This is a genomic window from Aestuariibius violaceus (assembly GCF_040779325.2).
In the GTDB taxonomy this organism is placed as follows: domain Bacteria; phylum Pseudomonadota; class Alphaproteobacteria; order Rhodobacterales; family Rhodobacteraceae; genus Aestuariibius; species Aestuariibius violaceus.
The window spans coordinates 17,718-35,923 of sequence record NZ_JBFONT020000003.1 but is presented as its reverse complement, the minus strand read 5'-3'; the positions used below and the strand labels follow the sequence as shown (position 1 = coordinate 35,923).

Genomic DNA, 18,206 nt, shown 5'->3' with positions numbered 1-18,206 from the left:
CTCCGGGGCCGTCTGCTATTCTGACCTGACGGATGACTGACATGGACCGCGCCCTGATGACCGACCGCCTGCCCGACCCAGATAGAGAGGCTGCCTTCTATGACGGGGTCCTGATCAAGCGTGGGATCGCCTGGTTCGTCGACATCGCGCTGATCGCGTTGCTTGCAGTTCTGGTCCTGCCGTTCACCGCCTTCATCGGTATCTTCTTCTTTCCCGCCTTGATGCTCGTCCTCGGCTTCCTGTACCGCTGGGTCACGATCGCGAACCAATCGGCGACGTGGGGTATGCGACTGATGGGCATCGAGCTCAGAGATATCGATGGCCATCGCCTGACTGCGGGTCTCGCGCTGGCCCATACAGGCGCCTATACCTTCGCCCTTTTTGTCGCTCCGCTTCAACTGATCTCGGTCGGTGCAATGCTTGTCACCCCGCGCGGTCAGGGCCTCCACGACCTCTTTCTTGGGACCGCGATGCTGAATCGGGCCGCCTAACGCCTGTCCGCTTCGTTAACAATGAGCCTTAAGACGGGTTGGCGTTTCCATTGGCTCACGCTAACGTTTTTCTGAGATTTTTAAGAAAGACGCGATGCGACACACGCTTCCCATAGCGCCGCAATTCTATGTCACCGCCCCTCAGCCCTGCCCCTATCTGGCCGGCCGGATGGAGCGTAAGCTGTTTACCGCTCTGCAAACCGACAATGCTGAGAAGCTCAACGATACGTTGTCAAAGCAGGGCTTTCGTCGCTCTCAGAATGTGCTTTACCGCCCGGCCTGTTCGGAATGCACGGCCTGCCTATCGGCCCGGATTCGCGTCGCCGATTTCGAACCGTCGAGAAGCCAGAAGCGAATCGCGCGACGGAACGCGGGCCTCGAACGGCGGGTAAACTCCCCCTGGGCGACGGACGATCAATACGCGCTCTTCCGAAGTTATCTCGACAGCCGCCATTCCGATGGCGGCATGGCGGATATGGACATCTACGAATTCGCCGCCATGATCGAGGAAACCCCGATCCGCAGCCGCGTAGTCGAGTATATGGAGGATCGCAAGCTCAGTGGGGTCTCGCTTACTGACGTGCTCGATGATGGCCTGTCGATGGTCTACAGCTTCTTCGATCCCGACCTCGAGAAGCGGTCCCTCGGGACGTATCTGATCCTCGATCACGTCGAAATCGCGCGCGAAGCCGGTCTGCCTTACGTCTATCTAGGCTACTGGGTACCAGGCTCGCCCAAGATGGGTTACAAGAGCCGCTTCGGTGCGCTCGAGATCTTCCGCGGCGGCCGCTGGGAAGAGCTGACCGACCCAGACAACTTCGCGTCCGACGCCCACCCCCTCGCCGTCGATCCGATCGCAGAACAGGTCGCCCGCATCCAGCTTCCGGACAGCCGCCCCGCCAAGGGATGACCCGGCGCCACATCCACGCCGTCACCCTTGTCGTCCCCGACTACGACAGCGCGATCGCTTTCTATACCGGCGTTCTGGGCTTCGATCTTCTCTCCGACGAGCCGCAGGAAGAGGGTAAGCGCTGGGTTATGGTCGCCCAGCCGGGCGCCGAGACCGCCCTTCTCCTTGCCTGCGCCGCGACCGAAACCCAACGGCAGGCGATTGGCAACCAGACCGGTGGACGGGTCGGGTTCTTCCTGCACACGGATGATTTCGATGCCGATTACGAGGCGCTTAGGGCTAAGGGTTTGCAGTTCGAAGAAGCGCCGCGCCGCGAACCCTACGGGTCTGTTGCCGTCTTCCGCGATCCCTTCGGCAACCGCTGGGACCTTCTGCAATTGAGTACCGACGAGGCCTAGAAGTCGGTCGATGCGCCGCCCTCGGCCTTCCGTCGGTCAACGAAGTCCGCCAGAGCCTCCCGGCAGGCCGCATCCATCGGCGGCGCCTCGAACTCCCGCAGGATGTTCTGGAACACCCCATGGGCCCGTTCTGCCGTCCAGATCGCGCCATCGGCCTCCCACGCCTCGAAGTTGCGCCAATCCGACAGGAATGGCGAGTGGAACGCCGTCTCGTAGCGCTCCTGCGTATGCGGCGTGCCGAAGAAGTGGCCATGGGCGCCGACCTCGGCAATGGCATCGACAGCAATTTCATCCGGCCCGGCAGCCGTCAGACCGGCATCGAAATAGCGGCCGATATATTCGATGATCTCGCAATCGATCACGAACTTCTCTGGGCTCGCGATCAGCCCTCCTTCCAGCCAGCCAGCCGCATGGTAGACCACGCTCGCCCCCGACTGAACCGCCGACCACAGCGCGTTCGACGTCTCCCAGGCCGCCTGCGCATCCGGTACATTTGCCGCGCAGCTGCCCGAGGCCCGCATCGGCAAGCCGTAGAAGCGCGCCATCTGCCCGGTCATCTGCGTTGCCCGCATGTATTCCGGCGTCCCGAAGGCAGGCGCGCCCGACCGCATGTCGACATTCGAGGTGAACGTTCCGATAATGCAAGGGCATCCCGGCGCGACATATTGAAAAAGAGCAATGGCCGACAGCGCCTCTGCAATCGACAGCGTCACCGCCCCGGCAAGAGTCACTGGCGCCATGGCCCCCGCTAGTGTGAACGGCGTCACCATGACCGCCTGCCCTTTGCGGATCATCCGCAGACAGCCGTCGATCATCGGGTAATCGTGCTTGAGCGGCGAGGTCGAGTTGATGTTGGTGTACATCCGCGGCTCGGCGGCGAAGGCTTCCTCGCTCAGCCCCGCGGCGAGGCGCACCATCTCCATCACATCGTCCACACGCTCCGGCCCCAATGAATAGGCATGCACCACCTTGTCGCAGAGCGTCAGCTTGTCGAAGAGGATGTCCAGATGCCGGACGCTCGCATGGATGTCCTGCGCCTCCACCGGGTAACCGCCCGCGAAGTTGATGCAGTTGAAATACTGCGTCAGTTTCAGAAGATCCGCGCATTGCGCCCGCGTGCCGGGCACCTTCCGGCCCAGTGACAGATCCCAATAATTTGGCGGCGATGATACGTTGCCGAACAGAATGTGTCCGTCGCCAAGCGTGATGGCCCGATCCGGATTTCGGGGTGTGATGGTGAACTGCGCCGGCGCCCGTCCCACCATCTCCATGACCCAGTTGCGGTCCATGCGGACGGTGCGTTCCGTAGTCTTACATCCGGCCTTGCGAAACAGCTCGAGCGCCTCGTCATTCAGAAACTCGATTCCGATCTCTTCAAGGATCCGCATCGCGCCATCATGGATCGCCGCAACACCCTCTTCGCCCAGCGGCTCCACAGGTCGATCAGTGATACGCGCCGGCCCCCATGGGCGTTGCGAGATCGCCGCCTGCCCGCGACGCGCCGCCGCACCTGCGCGCCCACCGCCCCGTCTTCGTCTTGCTCTGTCGTCTGGCACAACTTGCTCCCCCTTCGCGAATAGGAAGACAGGGCCCGGCAAGAAGCGCGGTTCGGAAACCGACTGATCGTGTCGCTTTTCGGCAATCACGTCGGAGGAACACGGTTTCCCGATGTCGAGATCAGGTCCAGTGCACCTGTTCACCGCCTGGTAAGTGATGCCGTGCTGCCATCGGTACATCGTAGGCATGACCCTGCGCATCGCAGAATGCGGTGATCCAGCGGTCATCCATGAGAAGAAAATCAAGCACAGCGAGTTGAAAGTCAGGATCGCCGATTCGCTGTCTCAAATCGCTTTCGCTTACCCCACCGGCCCCCATGAACACATCGCGAAGGTCGTCGTTTGATACGATCCAAGCCAGCGCCTCCAGCGCGATCGTCTCTGCTGCAGCCGGTGTCATTCCGCCCCGAAACACTTTGTTAACCATTTAAGCCGAGAGTGCAGCCAAGGGTGTTAGGGGGCAAGTCTGAGGAATCGCTGATGTCAGGAAAGATCCTGGTCGTTGATGACATCGCGACCAACCGCATCGTCCTGAAGGTCAAACTCACGGCCTCGCTCTACGACATCATTCCGTGCCTCGACATGGCGGAGGCAAAGCGGGCACTCAAGTCGCAGAGGCCGGACCTGATCGTGGTCAATCTCGACCTCCCCGAGGGAGAGGGGCTGACGCTCTGCCAGCTTGTCCGAAGCAATCCGGCGATGGCCGAAATCCCGATCGTCGGCATCGTCGATCCAGGTCCATGCCAACGCAAGCTCGACGCGCTGCGCCTTGGCGTTGATGAGGTGCTTGAACGCCCTGTGGAAGAGGCGCTCCTGCTCGCCCGTATCCGCTCTCTCCTTCGGGCTCGCGACGCGTCTGCCGAGTTACGGATGCGCGAGGATACGCAAAGGGCGCTCGGTTTTGCCGAACCAGTCACAACCTTCCGACAACCTTCGCACGTCGCGCTGGTCTCCGATCGTTCGGGGGTCGCGAAGGCCTGGGAAGTGACGCTTGTCGATAAACGCCAGTACTATCGTGCTTCCGTGATGACACTGACCGAAGCTGTTGCGGCAGACGGTATTGACGTCTTCCTGCTCGACGGGCGCGGACATGACCGCCATGCAACGCTGCGGCTTCTGTCAGAGCTGCAAAGCCGGACCCACACCCGGCACGCTGCGACGATCCTATGCATTTCCGACGACGATCCGGAATTTGCCGCCATGGCACTCGACCTAGGCGCGAACGACCTTCTGATCGCGGGCTTCACGGACACCGAACTGCTCTTGCGGGTCGACGCTCAGGCCAGGCGGAAAGCGCAACGCGATCGCCTGCGCGATGGTGTGCGTACAGGGTTGGAAGCGGCACTGACCGATCCGCTGACCGGCCTCCACAATCGCCGCTATGCCATGTCCCACCTCAGCCGGATGGCGGAAGACGCCCGGAGCCTGGGCCGGGACTATGCCGTGATGATGATCGATATCGACCATTTCAAACGCATCAACGACCGCTACGGCCATCCGGTGGGCGACGCTGTTCTCGTCGCGCTCGCCGCCCGTCTGCGCAAGGCGCTTCGCCCAGAGGATATGCTTGCGCGGATTGGCGGGGAAGAATTCGTCGTCGCCCTTCCCGGCGCCTCGCAGGTTGAAGCATGCGCGACGGCCGAGCGCCTGCGTAAACTGATCGCCGCTTGTCCGATCGACCTTCCGGAAGGGGGCTCGCTGCCGATGACGACCAGTATCGGCGTGGCCATGGCCTGGACGACCGACACACCCGGCAGCCTATCCGAAGCGCTGGTCGGCCGCGCAGACGAGGCGCTCTACCGCTCCAAGGCGGACGGGCGAAACAAGGTGACCCTGTTCGAGACATCAGATGCTTAAGGACCGCCGCTAGGGTCGAGGAAACCTTCGCTCAACAAGACGGTCAGCAAGCGCATCGCGCTCCTCCGGCGCCATCTGTACGATCCGGTCAATCAGGATCGACTGCCCGCGCGTCTGAACCTCGGCGAGAAACGCACGCTCGTCCTCCAGTAGTGGCTGAAGCGCGGCGGGTTCGAACGGATCAGCGCGCAAAGCCGCGGCAAGGCCGCGAATGTTCTCCCGCCGCCGCTGCCGCATCTGACGAAAATATCCCGGCTCTGAAAGGAACTCAGACCGCAAAGCGACCCGATCTTCTTCCGTGAACGCACTGGCCAGCGGGCCAAGACCTAGTTCCATCCGCCCTCCCGACGGGCCGCGCGGGCCACCTGTCGCCAGAACGGTGATCACCAGAGCTATGACCAACGCGTTCATCATCAAAGACGCCGCCAGAAGGACGGTTCTTAGACGCCTCGTGCGGGGTTGAGGCTTACTGTCACTCATAACTTTAGACCTCTTCGCCAAGGAACTCGGCGTCGACGAAAACTGTCACAATCTCGGGCTCGCCGAATAGCCTGACCTCGAAGTTCTCGATCACGGGCGGCGGCATCACCCCGATCCAGAGGCCAGCCAAGCTTGCAGCCAGAACACCCCCGACCGTGGGCCACCCTCCAACCGCCTTGAGCCAAACCCGCCAAAGCGGCAGCGCGCGCCGTTCGGTGACGAGGTGGGCGTCCGCGAGGATCCGTGCCCGCAACCCGGGCGGCAGATCAGATGGATTGTCCCCTGCCTCATCACGCACGGCGTCGAACAACGCTTCAAGCTCCGCTTCGCTCAGTTCCCTAGGATCCATCGTCTTCCAGCCCCAGTTGAGGACGCAGCTCGGACAGTGACGCCGCAAGCGCACGCTTTCCACGCGCTATCAGACTTTCAACTGCAGCTACGCCGATGTCCATGATCTCTCCAATCTCAGGATTTCCCAAACCTTCAAGGTGCCTGAGCCGAACAGCCTGCGCTTGACGCTCCGGAAGCTGGGCAAGCGCGTCAGTCAGAGCAGCTGCGCGAGCCTTTCGATGTAGCTCCGCTTCGACGGATGGACGCTCGTCCGCCGGTTCGGCGATGTCATCCAGCGGAGGCCCCGCCCGACGACGGGCTCGCAGGCGATCGATGCACAGATTTACAGCGACCCGATAGGTCCAGGTCGAGACTTTCGCACCGCCAGGCGTCCAGTCGGGCGCCATTCTCCACAATCGCATCATCACCTCCTGAGTCACGTCCTCGGCCTCGTCCGGATCGCCGAGCGCGCGCCGAGCATGGCCGAGGATTCTGGGCGCCAGCCTATCTGTCAGAAGACGCGCGGCAGTGAGATCCCCGTTGGCGAAAGCCGCAAGCAGCACATCGTCGGACGCCCCATATTGCGAGGTGGCTTCATCCATGGACTTGTGCCGGGCGATTGGACCGGGTGTGCGACAAGGACTCCCTCCTCGATGCGTCGCAGGGCTAGACCACCAGAGCGGCCTTGCACAGGCGGCCCAATCAGTTGCGGCGGCGCTCGAACTCATCGCGGCTGACCTCGCCATCCTGATTGGCATCGAGCCGCCCGAAGATGCGGTTGCGCCCAGCCATCTGCGACAGCTCGACATATTGCAACAATCCGTCGTTGTTGCGATCAAGACGGCCCATCATCCGCTGCATTCTGCGGTCGGTCCGTTCAGAGCGCATCGCCTCCATCTCGGCAGCATTCAACGCGCCATCCCCATCGGCGTCAGCACGAGCGAAACGTTCCTCAAAGGCCATTTCACTAAACTGCTGCATCTCAGCCTCGCTTAGAACGCCGTCGCCATCGGCGTCGATCGCATCGAAAGAGGCGGCGCCGGGACCGCCCTGCGCGGACGCTTCAAGCGTGTAGCCGAGGCCAAGTGCCACGATCAGTATCAGGGATCTCATTGTCGTCTTCCTTCCTGTTCTGCGCGGCCCTGTTCTGGCCGCTTGTCGAAGTTTTCACGGAACGTGTCCGGGTTTCCGTCGCGAATGCCGGGACGTTTTGGCCTAGGCTGTCGGGTTTGGACTTTCGCAGCACGATCGAAGGGACCATCTTGCCCTCATGACAGAAGACATCTCCTCACCCGAAGACGATCGCCCGATGAAACCAGCAATGTGGCGCGGCCTGCGCCGCCGCTGTCCGAATTGCGGCGAGGGCGGCCTGATGGCGAGCTACCTAAAGGTGCGCGACCGCTGCGAGTCCTGCGGCGAGGCGCTTTACCATCACCGGGCCGATGACGGCCCGGCCTATCTGACAATCCTAGTCGTGGGGCATCTCATGGCCCCGCTCCTGCACGTTGCTTTCGTGCAATTCCGACCGGATCCACTTGTTATGGCCGGGCTTTTCACGGTCGGATGCGTGGCGCTCTCGCTTTATCTGCTGCCACGGCTCAAAGGACTGGTCGTCGCGATCCAGTGGGCGCGCCGAATGCACGGATTTGGCGGAACCGCATGAACATACGGGATGCAGCGACGCTCATCCTTGTGCGCGACGGGCGCATCCTTATGGGGCAGCGGGGCGAGAAGGCGGCCTTCATGCCGTCGAAATTCGTCTTTCCGGGCGGAGCTGTGGATCCGGAAGACTTCGCGGTCCCTCTGGCCACAGACATCGCCGAACCCTGCCGGTCGCGACTGACGGAAGAGACCCGGGCAGAGATGGCAGCCGCGCTGCAAGCTGCTGCGATCCGCGAGCTCTGGGAGGAAGCTGGACTGATCCTAGGCCACCGCGGGGCATGGTCGGACACGCCGCCCCCCAATTGGGCTGCGTTTGCGGAGACAGGGCATCTGCCAGACGCATCGGCCATGCGATTTGTCTTTCGCGCCGTCACTCCGGCAGGCCGGCCAAGGCGCTTTGACGCCCGGTTCTTTCTGGTCGATGCCAGCGCGATCTCGGGCGATCCTGACGATTTCTCGCGGGCTGAGGACGAATTGAGCCATCTGAGATGGGTGCCGTTTGAAGAGGTCCGCGCCCTGGACCTTCCCTTCATCACGGAAGTCGTGCTGGCCGAAATCGCGCCACTTCTGTTGTCGTCAGATGCTCCCGCCAGCGTGCCGTTCTTCCGCAACGATGACGAACAGCACCTGGTCAGCCGCCTGGGCGGGCGGTCCCCGCTCAGCTGGTCCGGTGATCCTCTTTCGGGAAGAGCGGGTGCGGCACGGGATCCTTCGACCTGACGAAATGGCGCCGGAAGACATCTGCGTAAGACGCGTAGCGGTATCCCTGATTGCGAGTCAGATAATGATCGCGCCGCGCCTCGTAGAGGGCGGGTAAATCGTACCATGGCACTTTGGGGTGCATGTGATGAACGACATGGAAGTTGTTGTTGAGAAAAAGAAAAGCGAGAAATCCGCGATCTTCGATGATGACGGTTCGTGCCGAGGCACGCTCGTGAGCGCGGTGCTCGAGGAAGGTCCGGATACGCAAGAGCGCAAGAGCACCGTAGACGGCGACAAGGTAGGCAGTTAGCGAAACCGGCGACAACAGGATTATGGCCAGCGTCGAGGCCATCGCCGGCAGGTGGAACAGCCAACCGGCGATCACGCGCGGCTCCCCCCGTACGGCGCGGCGGACATCGCAGAACAGGAAGGCGACGGTTCCGATCAGCGGTCCGAAGAGCATCCGGCCAGCGAGTGTGTTGTTCACTTCGAGAAGCCACCGCAGGGGGCTTGGCAAACGCGCCCATTTCGCGGGGTCGAGATAGTTGGACTCCGGATCTTCGTAGGGATCCGTCAATGCTTCGTCCCGATGGTGCGCCAGATGAGTGTCACGGAACCGCCGGTACGGGATGATGAGGGTGTAGGTAGGCCAGACAAGTGCCTCGTTCAGTCCGGCACTTTCGAATGGGTGTCCATGCAGAACCTCATGCTGCAGCGACGCATAGAGCGCGATGAGAGCCATGAGGGCCAGGATGGCAAGGCCCTGAGGGAGAAAAAGGGCCATAGCCCATCCGACATGAACTGCCACCGCGAGGAGGAGCGTCGGCCAAGCAAAATTTCTATTCAATTTCTGCGTGATACAGGGCGTTTTTGACATTGCTGACAGCCTACTGTCTTAATCAGTGTTGAGGAATGCCAGATTTACGCTCGCAAAAAGCTGCACATGTGCTAATAGGCAGCAATGGTGACAAAAGGCGACAAACGTGACCGCGCTACTGTTTTCCGGACGCGCTTGCGAGAGGCGATGCAGCGCGCCGGCATGTCGCAGAGCGCCCTGGCGCGGGACGTAGGCGTCGACCGTTCGACGATTTCGCAGGTTCTAGCGCCCGAAAGTGTACGTTTGCCTAACGTGCAGGTCGCTGCCGAATGCGCTGTTGCGTTAGGTGTTTCTGCCGACTGGCTGCTAGGCCTCACCGACAGGCCAGAACTCGCCGCGGATCTTCTGGCAGCGGCCATGGCCATGACAGAAGCCTCACGCACCATGATCGATGAAAGGATCTTTGCGTGGCACAAGGAGGCCGCGGGATACAAGATCCGCCACGTGCCCGCGGGCCTGCCCGACATGCTGAAGACTGAAGATATGCTTCGCTGGGAATACGCACCCTCGCTGGGGCGGACGACGGACCAGGCGATCGGCGCATCGAACGACCGGCTGACCTGGATGCGGGGGGCGCGGTCAGATTATGAAATCGCGCTGCCGGTGCATGATATTGAATCTTTCGCAGGCGCGGAGGGATACTACGCGGGCCTGTCCCCCGAGATACGGGCAGCCCAGTTCGACCGGTTTACCGAACTGCACGACCAGCTTTATCCGTCGCTGCGCATCTACTTCTACGACGCGCACAAGCTCTATTCGGCGCCGGTCACGATCTTCGGGCCGCTGCTGGCGGTGATCTATCTGGGGCGTAACTACCTCGCCTTTCGCGATGTTGAACGGGTCGAGGCAATCACGCGCCATTTCGATGGACTGGTTCGCGCGGCGGAGATCCCGTCGCGTGATCTGCCGGGCTATTTGGACGAATTGCGGGCCCGGATCAGCTGATCAGCCGGTTGGATTGCGTCCAAACTCTTCGGTATCCGAGGGGGCCTGCTGGCGACGGATCACACGGGGATCGCAGGCGATCATCGCGGTGTTCGCGTCGCGGATGATGAGGCCGCCGCGGGCCTGGCATTGCTCAAAGCTCATCCGGCCGCCGAGGACGAGACGCTCTTCTACGCCGCCACCGCCACCGGTACCGCCCAGCGACGCGTCGCAGGCGCCAAGCGCGATTAGCAGAAAACAACCCGTTAGTCGGTTCATAAGCCACTCCCCCTAAAGGCGGTCAGGTCGTAGCCGTACCAGGCCAGAACTTCCCGTGCCGCGCGGAGCCTATCACGGGCCGGCGCCGGATCGCGATCCATGATCCAGCCGAAACTGCCGTCTGGCGTCCCGATTGCAACAGTGCGGTATCCATCATCGACCCAGAGGATCCAGAGAGGGGCAGCGCCCTGGACCTGGGAGAGGCGTCCGGGGCCGTCGATGGCCACTTCGATGAGGCGCGCGCCCGGGCGGTCCGGACGCTCGACGATGAGGCGCGGCAGATCGAGGGTCATTGTGTTGCCGGGCAGGCCGAAGATGCCATCCGGGGCGCCTTCGATGACGATCCAATCACCCTGCATCCGCGCCCAGTCAACCGTTGCGCGAGAGGCGATGGGGGCGGCCTGGTCGCGATACACCACCTGCCCGGTTGCGGAGTCCGGGGAGCGGGCGCAGGCGGCGAGGAAGAGGAGGCAAGCGATGGTCAAGAAGCGCACGGATCGGCCTTCCGGTGGCGAAGTCACGGCAATGTGCGATGGCAACTCCGGCGGGACAAGTCACATTGGCGGGCGTGATGCTGCGTCTTTGCGTGATCCTATGGTGCGTTTTTGGGGCGTCGGCCTGGGCCGATCCCGAGCGCTATGCGCTGGACGCGGGGCAAAGCACGGTCGGCTTCACCTATGATTTCACGGGGCGAGAAGTTCAGGGGCAGATGCCTGTCGCGGATGCGGACCTGCTGATCGACCTAGACAGGGTGTCGGCGTCGCGTGTTGCCGTCTCTCTCGACCCGTCGAAGGCGGATGGCGGGTTCGCCTTCGCAAGTCAGGCCTTGCGTTCGGCCCAGGTGCTGGATGCAGCGCGGCATCCGCGGATCACCTTTCAGTCAACTTCGATCACGGGCGATCTGTCCGGGGCGCGGGTGACGGGGAACCTGACGGTTCGCGGCGTGACCCGGCCAGTCACGTTGAATGCAGCGCTTTACCGGCAGCAGGGCACTGCGGCGGGAGAGCGGGACCGGTTGTCGATCATCCTGACGGGGGCAGTCGACCGCACTGCCTTCGGTGCGTCGGGCTATCCCGGCTACGTCGGGCCTGTGATCGACATCACGATCCTCGCGCGGGTCGACCGGGTACGTTAGGCGCTCTGGCCTCCCGCGGGTGGCTGCGCTAAGGCGGCGCGGACCAACCTGCGGGCCCGTACCATGACGCGTCATCTGATCACTTCGGCCATTCCCTATATCAACGGGATCAAGCATCTTGGGAATCTCATCGGCTCCCAGCTGCCTGCGGACCTATTCGCGCGGTATCAGCGGGCGCGGGGGAGCGAGGTGCTGTTTTTGTGCGCGACGGACGAGCATGGGACGCCCGCCGAGCTGGCCGCTGCTAAAGCGGGCCTGCCGGTCGCCGAGTATTGCTGCCAGATGCATGCGACGCAGTCAAAGTTGGCGGAGGGGTTCCGGTTGTCCTTCGACCATTACGGGCGTTCCTCCAGCGCGCAGAACCATAAGCTGACTCAGCATTTCGCGGGGCGGTTGGCCGATGCAGGGCTGATCGAGGAGCGGTCGGAGCGGCAGGTCTACTCCAATGCCGACGGGCGGTTTCTGCCGGATCGGTACATCGAGGGGACGTGCCCCAATTGCGGGTACGAGAAGGCCCGTGGGGATCAGTGCGAGAACTGCACCAAACAGCTGGATCCGACGGATCTGATCGCCCCCCGCTCGGCCATTTCGGGTTCGACGGATCTAGAGGTGCGGGAGACCAAGCACCTATATCTGCTGCAGTCCAAGCTGAAGGATGAGCTTGACGCGTGGATCGACAGCCAGACGGGCTGGCCCGTGCTGACGACTTCGATCGCCAAGAAGTGGCTGCATGACGGCGACGGGTTGCAGGATCGCGGGATCACGCGAGATCTGGACTGGGGGATCCCTGTCAAGCGCGGTAACGCGGATTGGCCGGGGATGGAGGACAAGGTATTCTATGTCTGGTTCGACGCCCCGATCGAATACATCGCCTGCGGCGCCGAATGGGTCGATGCGGGCAAGGGCGAGGATTGGGAGCGGTGGTGGCGCACCGACAAGGGCGCGGACGACGTGCGCTACACCCAATTCATGGGCAAGGACAATGTGCCGTTCCACACGCTGAGCTTTCCCGCGACGCTGATCGGGTCGGGCGAGCCGTGGAAGCGGGTCGATTACCTGAAATCGTTCAACTACCTGAACTACGACGGCGGGCAGTTCTCGACCTCTCAAGGGCGCGGCGTCTTCATGGATCAGGCTTTGGAGATCCTGCCCGCGGATTACTGGCGCTGGTGGCTGCTGAGCCATGTGCCCGAAAGCTCGGACAGCGAATTCACGTGGGAGAATTTCCAAACGTCGGTGAACAAGGATCTGGCGGACGTGCTGGGCAACTTCGTAAGCCGCGTGACGAAGTTCTGCCGGTCGAAGTTCGGCGAGGTCGTGCCGGAGGGCGGCGCGGCGGGAGAGCGGGAAGCGGCGCTGATCGCGGAGCTGACCGAGCGCATCCGCACCTATGAGCGCCACATGGAGGCGATCGAGATCCGTAAGGCGGCAGGCGAGCTGCGGGCAATCTGGGTGGCGGGAAACGAGTATCTGCAGGCGGCGGCACCTTGGGCGAGCTTCAAGGAAGACCCCGAGGCGGCGGCAGCGCAGATCCGCCTGGCGCTGAACCTGATCCGTCTTTATGCGGTCCTGTCGGCGCCGTTCATTCCGGACGCGGCGGAGTCGATGCTTTCGGCCATGAAAACGGACGACACGGCTTGGCCCGACGACGTGAAGGCGGCGCTGGAGATCCTACCCGCAGGCCATGCCTTCGCGGTGCCGGACATGCTGTTCCGCAAGATCATGGATGAGGAACGGGAAGACTGGCAGGTCCGGTTCGCCGGAGTGCGGGCCTAGGCGGCGCGTTTCGTCTCGGCTGACTTTTCTTCATCCGGTTCTTCCGGCTTGATATCGCGGCCAGCGAGGAACAGCCCCAGCCCGGTCATGCCAGGGACGTGTTCCGAAAACACGCGGAGGCCGATCAGCACGGGCACGGCGATGACCATGCCGATCACCGACCACGCCCAGCCCCAGAAAGCGACCGCGAGGAAGACCACGACCGGGTTCAGTTTCAGGCTGCGACCGACCGCGTAGGGCGTGATTAGCTGCCCTTCGATGCTGGTGAGGACCAGATAGGCAAGTGCGGCGAGCGCCGCCGACCCGGCGGTGTCGTAATGGACCAGACCGATCGCGGCAGTGACGATCACGCCGAAGATCGCACCGACGAAGGGGATGAAGTTCAGGACGAACGCCATCGCGCCGAAGAGCACCGGATTGGGCATCCCCAGGAGGAACAGTGCAAGCCCGACAGAGGCGCCAAGCCCCGCATTGATGACCGTGATCGTCAGGAAATAGCGGCTGATCTTGCGTTCGATATCGAAGGCGATCTTGAGCGAACGCTTCTTGTCGCTGAAGGTCGAACTGGCCTGGACAAGCTTTTCGTAAAACATGTCGCCTGACGCGATCAGGAAGAACATCATCACCAGCGTCAGCATCACCTGTGCGAGGAGGGACGGCGTGCTGCTGACGATCTGGCTGAGGAAGCCACCGCTTTCTTCGACCACGACCCGCTCGGGTTCGCCAATCTCTTCCTCTCCACCACCGGAAGCCAGCTTTTCGACCTCTTCACTGGCCTCGGCGACCTTTTCGACTGCGGAGGACAGGCCGCGCAGCTTCTGTTCCACGTCCTGAATGATGCGGGGGGCGTCCTGCGCGTAGCTTTGAAACGGTGTCGAGAGGCCGGCGAGCGCGGAGCCGATCAAGAAAACGAGCGCAATGAGGACCAGGACAGCGCTGATCGCGTCCGGCACCCCGCGCCGCGCAAGGGCGCGCCGCACAGGCGAGAAGGTGAGAGAGAGGAGAAACGCCAGAAGGATCGGCATCAGGAAGGCCCGGGCCAGCACCACGACGGCCCCGAGGCAGAGGATGAACAGGCCAATCACCGCCCAGTTCGCGATCCGGATCCGCCGGTCCAGTTCGTCTTCTTCCATCACGCGATCCTTCGCCCTTACGGGATCTGAACGAAGGTTCCCGCCCACGAGTTCCCGCCCACAGCAGGGTCGTCGGATGGCGTCAGCCATGCTAGATAAGCCTCGGATCCTCTCTAGGGAGTTTGCAAGATGCGCCTGCCAATCCTTCTGACCGCCTGCCTTCTACAGGCCGGTGCCGCCCTTGCCGCCGCATGCGGCAATGATGCCTCGGGCTTCAATTCCTGGAAGGCGCAGTTCGCGCAGGAGGCCTCCGGCGCGGGGATCGGCCAGCGCGGGCTGCAAGCGCTGGCGGGGACGCAATATGCAACGCGGACCATTGTGGCAGACCGGAACCAGAAGAGCTTTAACTACTCGCTGGAGCGTTTCATGCAGGTGCGGGGCTCCGATACGATCGTCTCGCAAGGGCAGCAGCGCCTGGCGCGGGACCGGGCCTTCTACAACAGCCTAGAGCAGGCTTATGGTGTGCCTGCCGGGGTTATCATCGCAATCCACGGGATGGAGACGGGGTTCGGCCGGTTCATGGGGGATGCCAATGTCCTCTCGGCGATCACAACGCTGGCCTATGATTGCCGCCGGTCGGATTTCTTCACCGGGCACGCCTTGGCGGCGCTGCGGCTGGTCGATAACGGCGCTATTTCGCCGGGGTCGATTGGTGCGATGCATGGGGAGCTGGGGCATACGCAGTTCCTGCCCGGCAACGTGCTGCGCTACGGCGTCGATGCGAACCGGGACGGGCGGGTGGATCTGACGAACCAGACTGACGCGCTGGCCTCGACGGCGAATTTCCTGCGTCAGAAGGGATGGCAGCCCGGCCAAGGCTATCAGGAAGGCCAGCCGAACTTCCGGGTAATCCAGGAATGGAATGCCGCGACGGTCTATCAGAAGAGCATCGCGATCATGGCGGCCCGGATCGAGGGTTGATGGCGAGGCGTCCTCTAGAGGACGGTGAGGAGGTCGAAGTTGCCTCCCGCATGGAATTGCGTACCTGGCTGGGGATGAATCACCGGCGCGAGACGGGCATCTGGCTTGTCACCTACAAGAAGTCCGACCCCGACCGCTATGTCTCGATGGGCGAGATTATTCGCGAGTGTATCGCCCATGGTTGGATCGACAGCCTGTCGCGCGGCAAGGACGCAACGCGCACGATGCTTTGGATCTCGCCACGCAAGGCCGGATCGAACTGGAGCCGGATCAACAAGGATATCGTGGACGAATTGGAGGCCGAGGGGCTGATGACCGAGGCCGGTCGCCGCAAGATCGAGGCGTCGAAGATCGACGGGACGTGGATAGCGCTTGATGACGTGGAAGACCTCGTGATCCCCCCGGATTTGCAGGCGGCTTTTGATGCGCTGCCAGGGGCCGAGGAAACGTGGCATGCCTTTCCACGTTCGATCAAACGGGGGGTCCTGGAATGGATCCTCAATGCGAAACGGGACGAAACACGTGCGAAGCGGATCGCTGAGACGGCGGGTGACAGTGCTGATGGCAAGCGCCCCAACCAGTGGCGCTAGGCCGATCGCTCATCTGCCCTGACGGGCCTCTTCGCTGAGCGAGAAGCGCTTGTGAAAGAGCGCCGAGCGGCGCTGGTACCCGCGGCCGGATTCGAACCGGCACGGCTTATCGCCTAGGGATTTTAAGTCCCCTGTGTCTACCATTCCACCACGCGGGCCGGAGCGCGACCATAGCCGCCCGCCAAGCCGCCGCAAGAGGTCAGAGCCGCTCGCCCGGGGGGTTTTCCAGGAGATGCCGTTCGGGCAGCCAGGGATTGAGGGCGAGCGCATCGCGCAACACGCCTTGGGCCTCCTCGTTGCGGCCGAGCCCAAGGAGGCTCAGCGCTTTGCCGGACTGGGCGCCGATATGGTCGGGAGAGATCTCCAACGCGCGATCCAGATCGCCCAGCGCGCCGTCATAATCACCTTGCAGGAAGCGGGCGAAAGCGCGCTGGTTCCAGCCTTCGGCATAGGCTGGACAATAGGTGATCAACGTGTCGAAGGCGATGATTGCCCCAGCAAAATCAAGCATTTCGCGGCGCGACATCCCTTCGTCGAGCAGGTCTTTCGCCCGCTGATCGGGGGCGGTGAGCCAGACCTGCCAAAGTTCGCCCGTGATGCGGCGGGCAGTCATCTCGTCGGGGGCGAGGCGGAGGGCGGCCATCAGATCTGCACGTTTTTCGACCTGTTGATCGTAAGGCGGGCAGTTTTCGGCCAGAACGACACCCGGGCCAAGCAGAAGACAGAGCAGAAACGCACGCATGATTAAATGATCGTGCCATTTGCCGCCCGGTCAAGGCCCATAGCTTGACGCGGGCTGCCGGTATGGTCACCTCTGAGGCCATGTTTCCGATCCGAGACCACAATCCGTCGCAGAATGTGCCGTGGGTGACCTATGGCCTGATCGCTGCCAACATCTTGATTTTTCTCAGCTATGCGGGCCTCTTCAACGATCCGCCCCGGTTGAACGCGCTGTTCTGGGACTGGGCGCTGATCCCGGCACGGGTCAGCGAAGGGGAGGCGTTGAGTGGGTTTCTGACCTCGATCTTCCTGCATGGCGGGGTGATGCACCTGGCCGGGAACATGCTGTTTCTCTGGGTCTTCGGCGACAATCTGGAAGACGAGATGGGGGCGTTGGGCTTCCTGATCTTCTATCTGGCCTGCGGTGTCGCGGCCGGTCTGGCGCAGTACCTGGCCGAGCCGTTCACGCCCATCCCGATGGTCGGTGCCTCGGGCGCGATTGCCGGGGTGATGGGAGGATATCTGCTGCTTTTCCCGAGGGCGAAGGTGGATATCCTCTTCATTTTTATCGTTATTTTCCGGATCATCCCGGTGCCTGCCTGGATCATGCTGGCGCTTTGGTTCGGGCTTCAGGTCCTGCGCGGTGTGGGCGCAGATACCGGCAGCGGCGGAGTTGCCTACTGGGCCCATGCGGGGGGGTTCGTGATCGGCGCGCTTCTGGCGATCCCGTTATGGCTGCGGCTGGGCGGGCCGCGGTTCTGGGTCAGGACGCATGGGCATCCGCCGCATCCGGACGCGACCTACCGGCGAAGTTCGGTCCCGGTGGTCCGCAAGCGGTAGCGGGGTGTCACCCATCGGCGGTGACTTATGGATCGACGTCCGGAAACGGGCGCGAATCAGAGGTTAAGGCGTGACTTTTCGGGGGATCCGGCGTGTCGGCATCCCGTAGGCATTCGGTCGGAGTTCCGTCGGACATATGTCGGGCGAAACCGCCCCCTTAACGGTGCGTGCGATGGCGATCGCGCAACACCCCTCGACAATCCGCCCAAAAGGGCGGGATTGTTCTGCCGGAATTCGGCCCGGTTTTCGGTGCGGAGAGAGGGAGGATGCGATGCGGTTGAGCTGCCATTGCGGCGCGGTGGTCCTGGAGGTCACGCCGTCGGCCCCGCTGAGCGCGGCACGGCGTTGCGATTGTTCGTTCTGCCGGCGGCGGGCGGCGGCCACGGTTTCGGTCCCCGAGGGCGATCTGCGGATTGTGCAAGGGGCGGACAAGCTGACGCTTTACCAGTGGCACACGAAGACGGCGGAACATTACTTCTGCTCGATCTGCGGGATCTATACGCACCACCGGCGGCGGTCGGACCCGACGGAGTTCGGCGTGAACCTTGGCGGGCTGGAGGGGGTGCAACCGCGGGATTACGAACCGCTTGGGTGGTCCGATGGCGTGACCTACGAGTAGGCGACC

Annotated in this window: 24 protein-coding genes and 1 tRNA gene; 13 read left to right on the top strand and 12 right to left on the bottom strand. The window is 62.7% G+C overall.

The window, feature by feature from the left end; genetic code table 11:
* The first annotated feature begins 41 nt into the window (after positions 1 to 41).
* From AADZ90_RS12135 to AADZ90_RS12125, 3 genes are all read left to right on the top strand, one after another.
* Positions 42 to 491 (top strand): RDD family protein, encoded by a 450-nt coding sequence (locus tag AADZ90_RS12135; protein WP_411997029.1) that lies wholly within the window; start codon positions 42 to 44, stop codon positions 489 to 491.
* Between the two features lie 94 nt (positions 492 to 585).
* Positions 586 to 1,401: an arginyltransferase gene (locus AADZ90_RS12130; RefSeq protein WP_367310275.1), complete on the top strand. Its 816-nt coding sequence runs from the start codon at positions 586 to 588 to the stop codon at positions 1,399 to 1,401.
* Positions 1,398 to 1,799 (top strand): VOC family protein, encoded by a 402-nt coding sequence (locus AADZ90_RS12125; RefSeq protein ID WP_367310274.1) that lies wholly within the window; start codon positions 1,398 to 1,400, stop codon positions 1,797 to 1,799. The genes AADZ90_RS12130 and AADZ90_RS12125 overlap by 4 nt, the downstream gene beginning before the upstream one ends.
* Here AADZ90_RS12125 and AADZ90_RS12120 read toward each other — a convergent pair.
* Both AADZ90_RS12120 and AADZ90_RS12115 read right to left on the bottom strand, forming a co-directional pair.
* The gene (locus AADZ90_RS12120; RefSeq protein ID WP_367310273.1) at positions 1,796 to 3,355 is read right to left on the bottom strand and encodes a trimethylamine methyltransferase family protein; all 1,560 of its coding nucleotides are present in this window, start codon (positions 3,353 to 3,355) and stop codon (positions 1,796 to 1,798) included. The two genes, AADZ90_RS12125 and AADZ90_RS12120, sit on opposite strands and share 4 nt — an antisense overlap.
* A gap of 121 nt (positions 3,356 to 3,476) precedes the next feature.
* On the bottom strand, positions 3,477 to 3,755 hold the full coding sequence (locus AADZ90_RS12115; protein ID WP_411997028.1) for a DUF3572 domain-containing protein: 279 nt from the start codon (positions 3,753 to 3,755) through the stop codon (positions 3,477 to 3,479).
* 80 nt (positions 3,756 to 3,835) lie between these two features.
* Here AADZ90_RS12115 and AADZ90_RS12110 point away from each other — a divergent pair, with 80 nt between their 5' ends.
* A complete protein-coding gene (locus AADZ90_RS12110) occupies positions 3,836 to 5,212 on the top strand; it encodes a diguanylate cyclase (protein ID WP_367310271.1) in 1,377 nt (458 codons plus the stop codon).
* 9 nt (positions 5,213 to 5,221) lie between these two features.
* Here AADZ90_RS12110 and AADZ90_RS12105 read toward each other — a convergent pair whose 3' ends face one another.
* From AADZ90_RS12105 to AADZ90_RS12090, 4 genes are all read right to left on the bottom strand, one after another.
* A complete protein-coding gene (locus AADZ90_RS12105) occupies positions 5,222 to 5,626 on the bottom strand; it encodes a periplasmic heavy metal sensor (RefSeq protein ID WP_367310270.1) in 405 nt (134 codons plus the stop codon).
* 70 nt (positions 5,627 to 5,696) lie between these two features.
* Positions 5,697 to 6,041 (bottom strand): hypothetical protein, encoded by a 345-nt coding sequence (locus AADZ90_RS12100; protein ID WP_367310269.1) that lies wholly within the window; start codon positions 6,039 to 6,041, stop codon positions 5,697 to 5,699.
* A complete protein-coding gene (locus AADZ90_RS12095; protein WP_367310268.1) occupies positions 6,031 to 6,624 on the bottom strand; it encodes a sigma-70 family RNA polymerase sigma factor in 594 nt (197 codons plus the stop codon). Before AADZ90_RS12095 ends, AADZ90_RS12100 begins: the two co-directional genes overlap by 11 nt.
* Positions 6,625 to 6,724: 100 nt before the next feature.
* Positions 6,725 to 7,135 carry an EF-hand domain-containing protein gene (locus AADZ90_RS12090; RefSeq protein WP_367310267.1) on the bottom strand — a complete coding sequence of 137 codons (411 nt, stop codon included), beginning with the start codon at positions 7,133 to 7,135 and terminating at the stop codon, positions 6,725 to 6,727.
* A gap of 157 nt (positions 7,136 to 7,292) precedes the next feature.
* Here AADZ90_RS12090 and AADZ90_RS12085 point away from each other — a divergent pair, with 157 nt between their 5' ends.
* Complete coding sequence (locus tag AADZ90_RS12085) at positions 7,293 to 7,685, top strand: DUF983 domain-containing protein (RefSeq protein ID WP_367310266.1); 393 nt, start codon at positions 7,293 to 7,295, stop codon at positions 7,683 to 7,685.
* Positions 7,682 to 8,404, top strand: a complete 723-nt coding sequence (locus tag AADZ90_RS12080) for an NUDIX hydrolase (protein WP_367310265.1) — start codon at positions 7,682 to 7,684, stop codon at positions 8,402 to 8,404. The genes AADZ90_RS12085 and AADZ90_RS12080 overlap by 4 nt, the downstream gene beginning before the upstream one ends.
* On the opposite strand, the gene AADZ90_RS12075 is transcribed toward AADZ90_RS12080, so the two are convergent.
* Entirely contained in the window at positions 8,343 to 9,170 is an 828-nt protein-coding gene (locus AADZ90_RS12075) for a fatty acid desaturase (protein WP_367310264.1), read from the bottom strand. The two genes, AADZ90_RS12080 and AADZ90_RS12075, sit on opposite strands and share 62 nt — an antisense overlap.
* Before the next feature lie 177 nt (positions 9,171 to 9,347).
* On the opposite strand from AADZ90_RS12075, the gene AADZ90_RS12070 reads away from it, so the two are divergent.
* A complete protein-coding gene (locus AADZ90_RS12070) occupies positions 9,348 to 10,208 on the top strand; it encodes a helix-turn-helix domain-containing protein (protein WP_367310263.1) in 861 nt (286 codons plus the stop codon).
* Here AADZ90_RS12070 and AADZ90_RS12065 read toward each other — a convergent pair whose 3' ends face one another.
* The gene (locus AADZ90_RS12065; RefSeq protein ID WP_367310262.1) at positions 10,209 to 10,466 is read right to left on the bottom strand and encodes a hypothetical protein; all 258 of its coding nucleotides are present in this window, start codon (positions 10,464 to 10,466) and stop codon (positions 10,209 to 10,211) included. It abuts the gene before it with no gap.
* On the bottom strand, positions 10,463 to 10,960 hold the full coding sequence (locus tag AADZ90_RS12060; protein WP_367310261.1) for a lipocalin family protein: 498 nt from the start codon (positions 10,958 to 10,960) through the stop codon (positions 10,463 to 10,465). Before AADZ90_RS12060 ends, AADZ90_RS12065 begins: the two co-directional genes overlap by 4 nt.
* Before the next feature lie 38 nt (positions 10,961 to 10,998).
* On the opposite strand from AADZ90_RS12060, the gene AADZ90_RS12055 reads away from it, so the two are divergent.
* Both AADZ90_RS12055 and metG read left to right on the top strand, forming a co-directional pair.
* Positions 10,999 to 11,601 (top strand): YceI family protein, encoded by a 603-nt coding sequence (locus AADZ90_RS12055; RefSeq protein WP_367310260.1) that lies wholly within the window; start codon positions 10,999 to 11,001, stop codon positions 11,599 to 11,601.
* 63 nt (positions 11,602 to 11,664) lie between these two features.
* Positions 11,665 to 13,377: a methionine--tRNA ligase gene (metG, locus tag AADZ90_RS12050; RefSeq protein WP_367310259.1), complete on the top strand. Its 1,713-nt coding sequence runs from the start codon at positions 11,665 to 11,667 to the stop codon at positions 13,375 to 13,377.
* Here metG and AADZ90_RS12045 read toward each other — a convergent pair.
* Entirely contained in the window at positions 13,374 to 14,510 is a 1,137-nt protein-coding gene (locus AADZ90_RS12045; protein WP_367310258.1) for an AI-2E family transporter, read from the bottom strand. The genes metG and AADZ90_RS12045 overlap by 4 nt on opposite strands.
* A 129-nt stretch (positions 14,511 to 14,639) precedes the next feature.
* On the opposite strand from AADZ90_RS12045, the gene AADZ90_RS12040 reads away from it, so the two are divergent.
* Positions 14,640 to 15,431 (top strand): lytic murein transglycosylase, encoded by a 792-nt coding sequence (locus AADZ90_RS12040; protein ID WP_367310257.1) that lies wholly within the window; start codon positions 14,640 to 14,642, stop codon positions 15,429 to 15,431.
* Positions 15,431 to 16,021: a YdeI/OmpD-associated family protein gene (locus AADZ90_RS12035; protein WP_411997027.1), complete on the top strand. Its 591-nt coding sequence runs from the start codon at positions 15,431 to 15,433 to the stop codon at positions 16,019 to 16,021. The genes AADZ90_RS12040 and AADZ90_RS12035 overlap by 1 nt, the downstream gene beginning before the upstream one ends.
* Before the next feature lie 73 nt (positions 16,022 to 16,094).
* Here the strand turns inward: AADZ90_RS12035 and AADZ90_RS12030 are convergent.
* Positions 16,095 to 16,179, bottom strand: a tRNA-Leu gene (locus tag AADZ90_RS12030).
* A 41-nt stretch (positions 16,180 to 16,220) separates the two neighbouring features.
* A complete protein-coding gene (locus AADZ90_RS12025; protein WP_367310255.1) occupies positions 16,221 to 16,763 on the bottom strand; it encodes a tetratricopeptide repeat protein in 543 nt (180 codons plus the stop codon).
* An 80-nt stretch (positions 16,764 to 16,843) separates the two neighbouring features.
* Here AADZ90_RS12025 and AADZ90_RS12020 point away from each other — a divergent pair, with 80 nt between their 5' ends.
* Together AADZ90_RS12020 and AADZ90_RS12015 are read left to right on the top strand one after the other, a co-directional pair.
* Positions 16,844 to 17,581: a rhomboid family intramembrane serine protease gene (locus AADZ90_RS12020; protein ID WP_367310254.1), complete on the top strand. Its 738-nt coding sequence runs from the start codon at positions 16,844 to 16,846 to the stop codon at positions 17,579 to 17,581.
* A 271-nt stretch (positions 17,582 to 17,852) separates the two neighbouring features.
* A complete protein-coding gene (locus tag AADZ90_RS12015) occupies positions 17,853 to 18,200 on the top strand; it encodes a GFA family protein (protein ID WP_367310253.1) in 348 nt (115 codons plus the stop codon).
* The last annotated feature ends 6 nt before the right edge of the window (positions 18,201 to 18,206 follow it).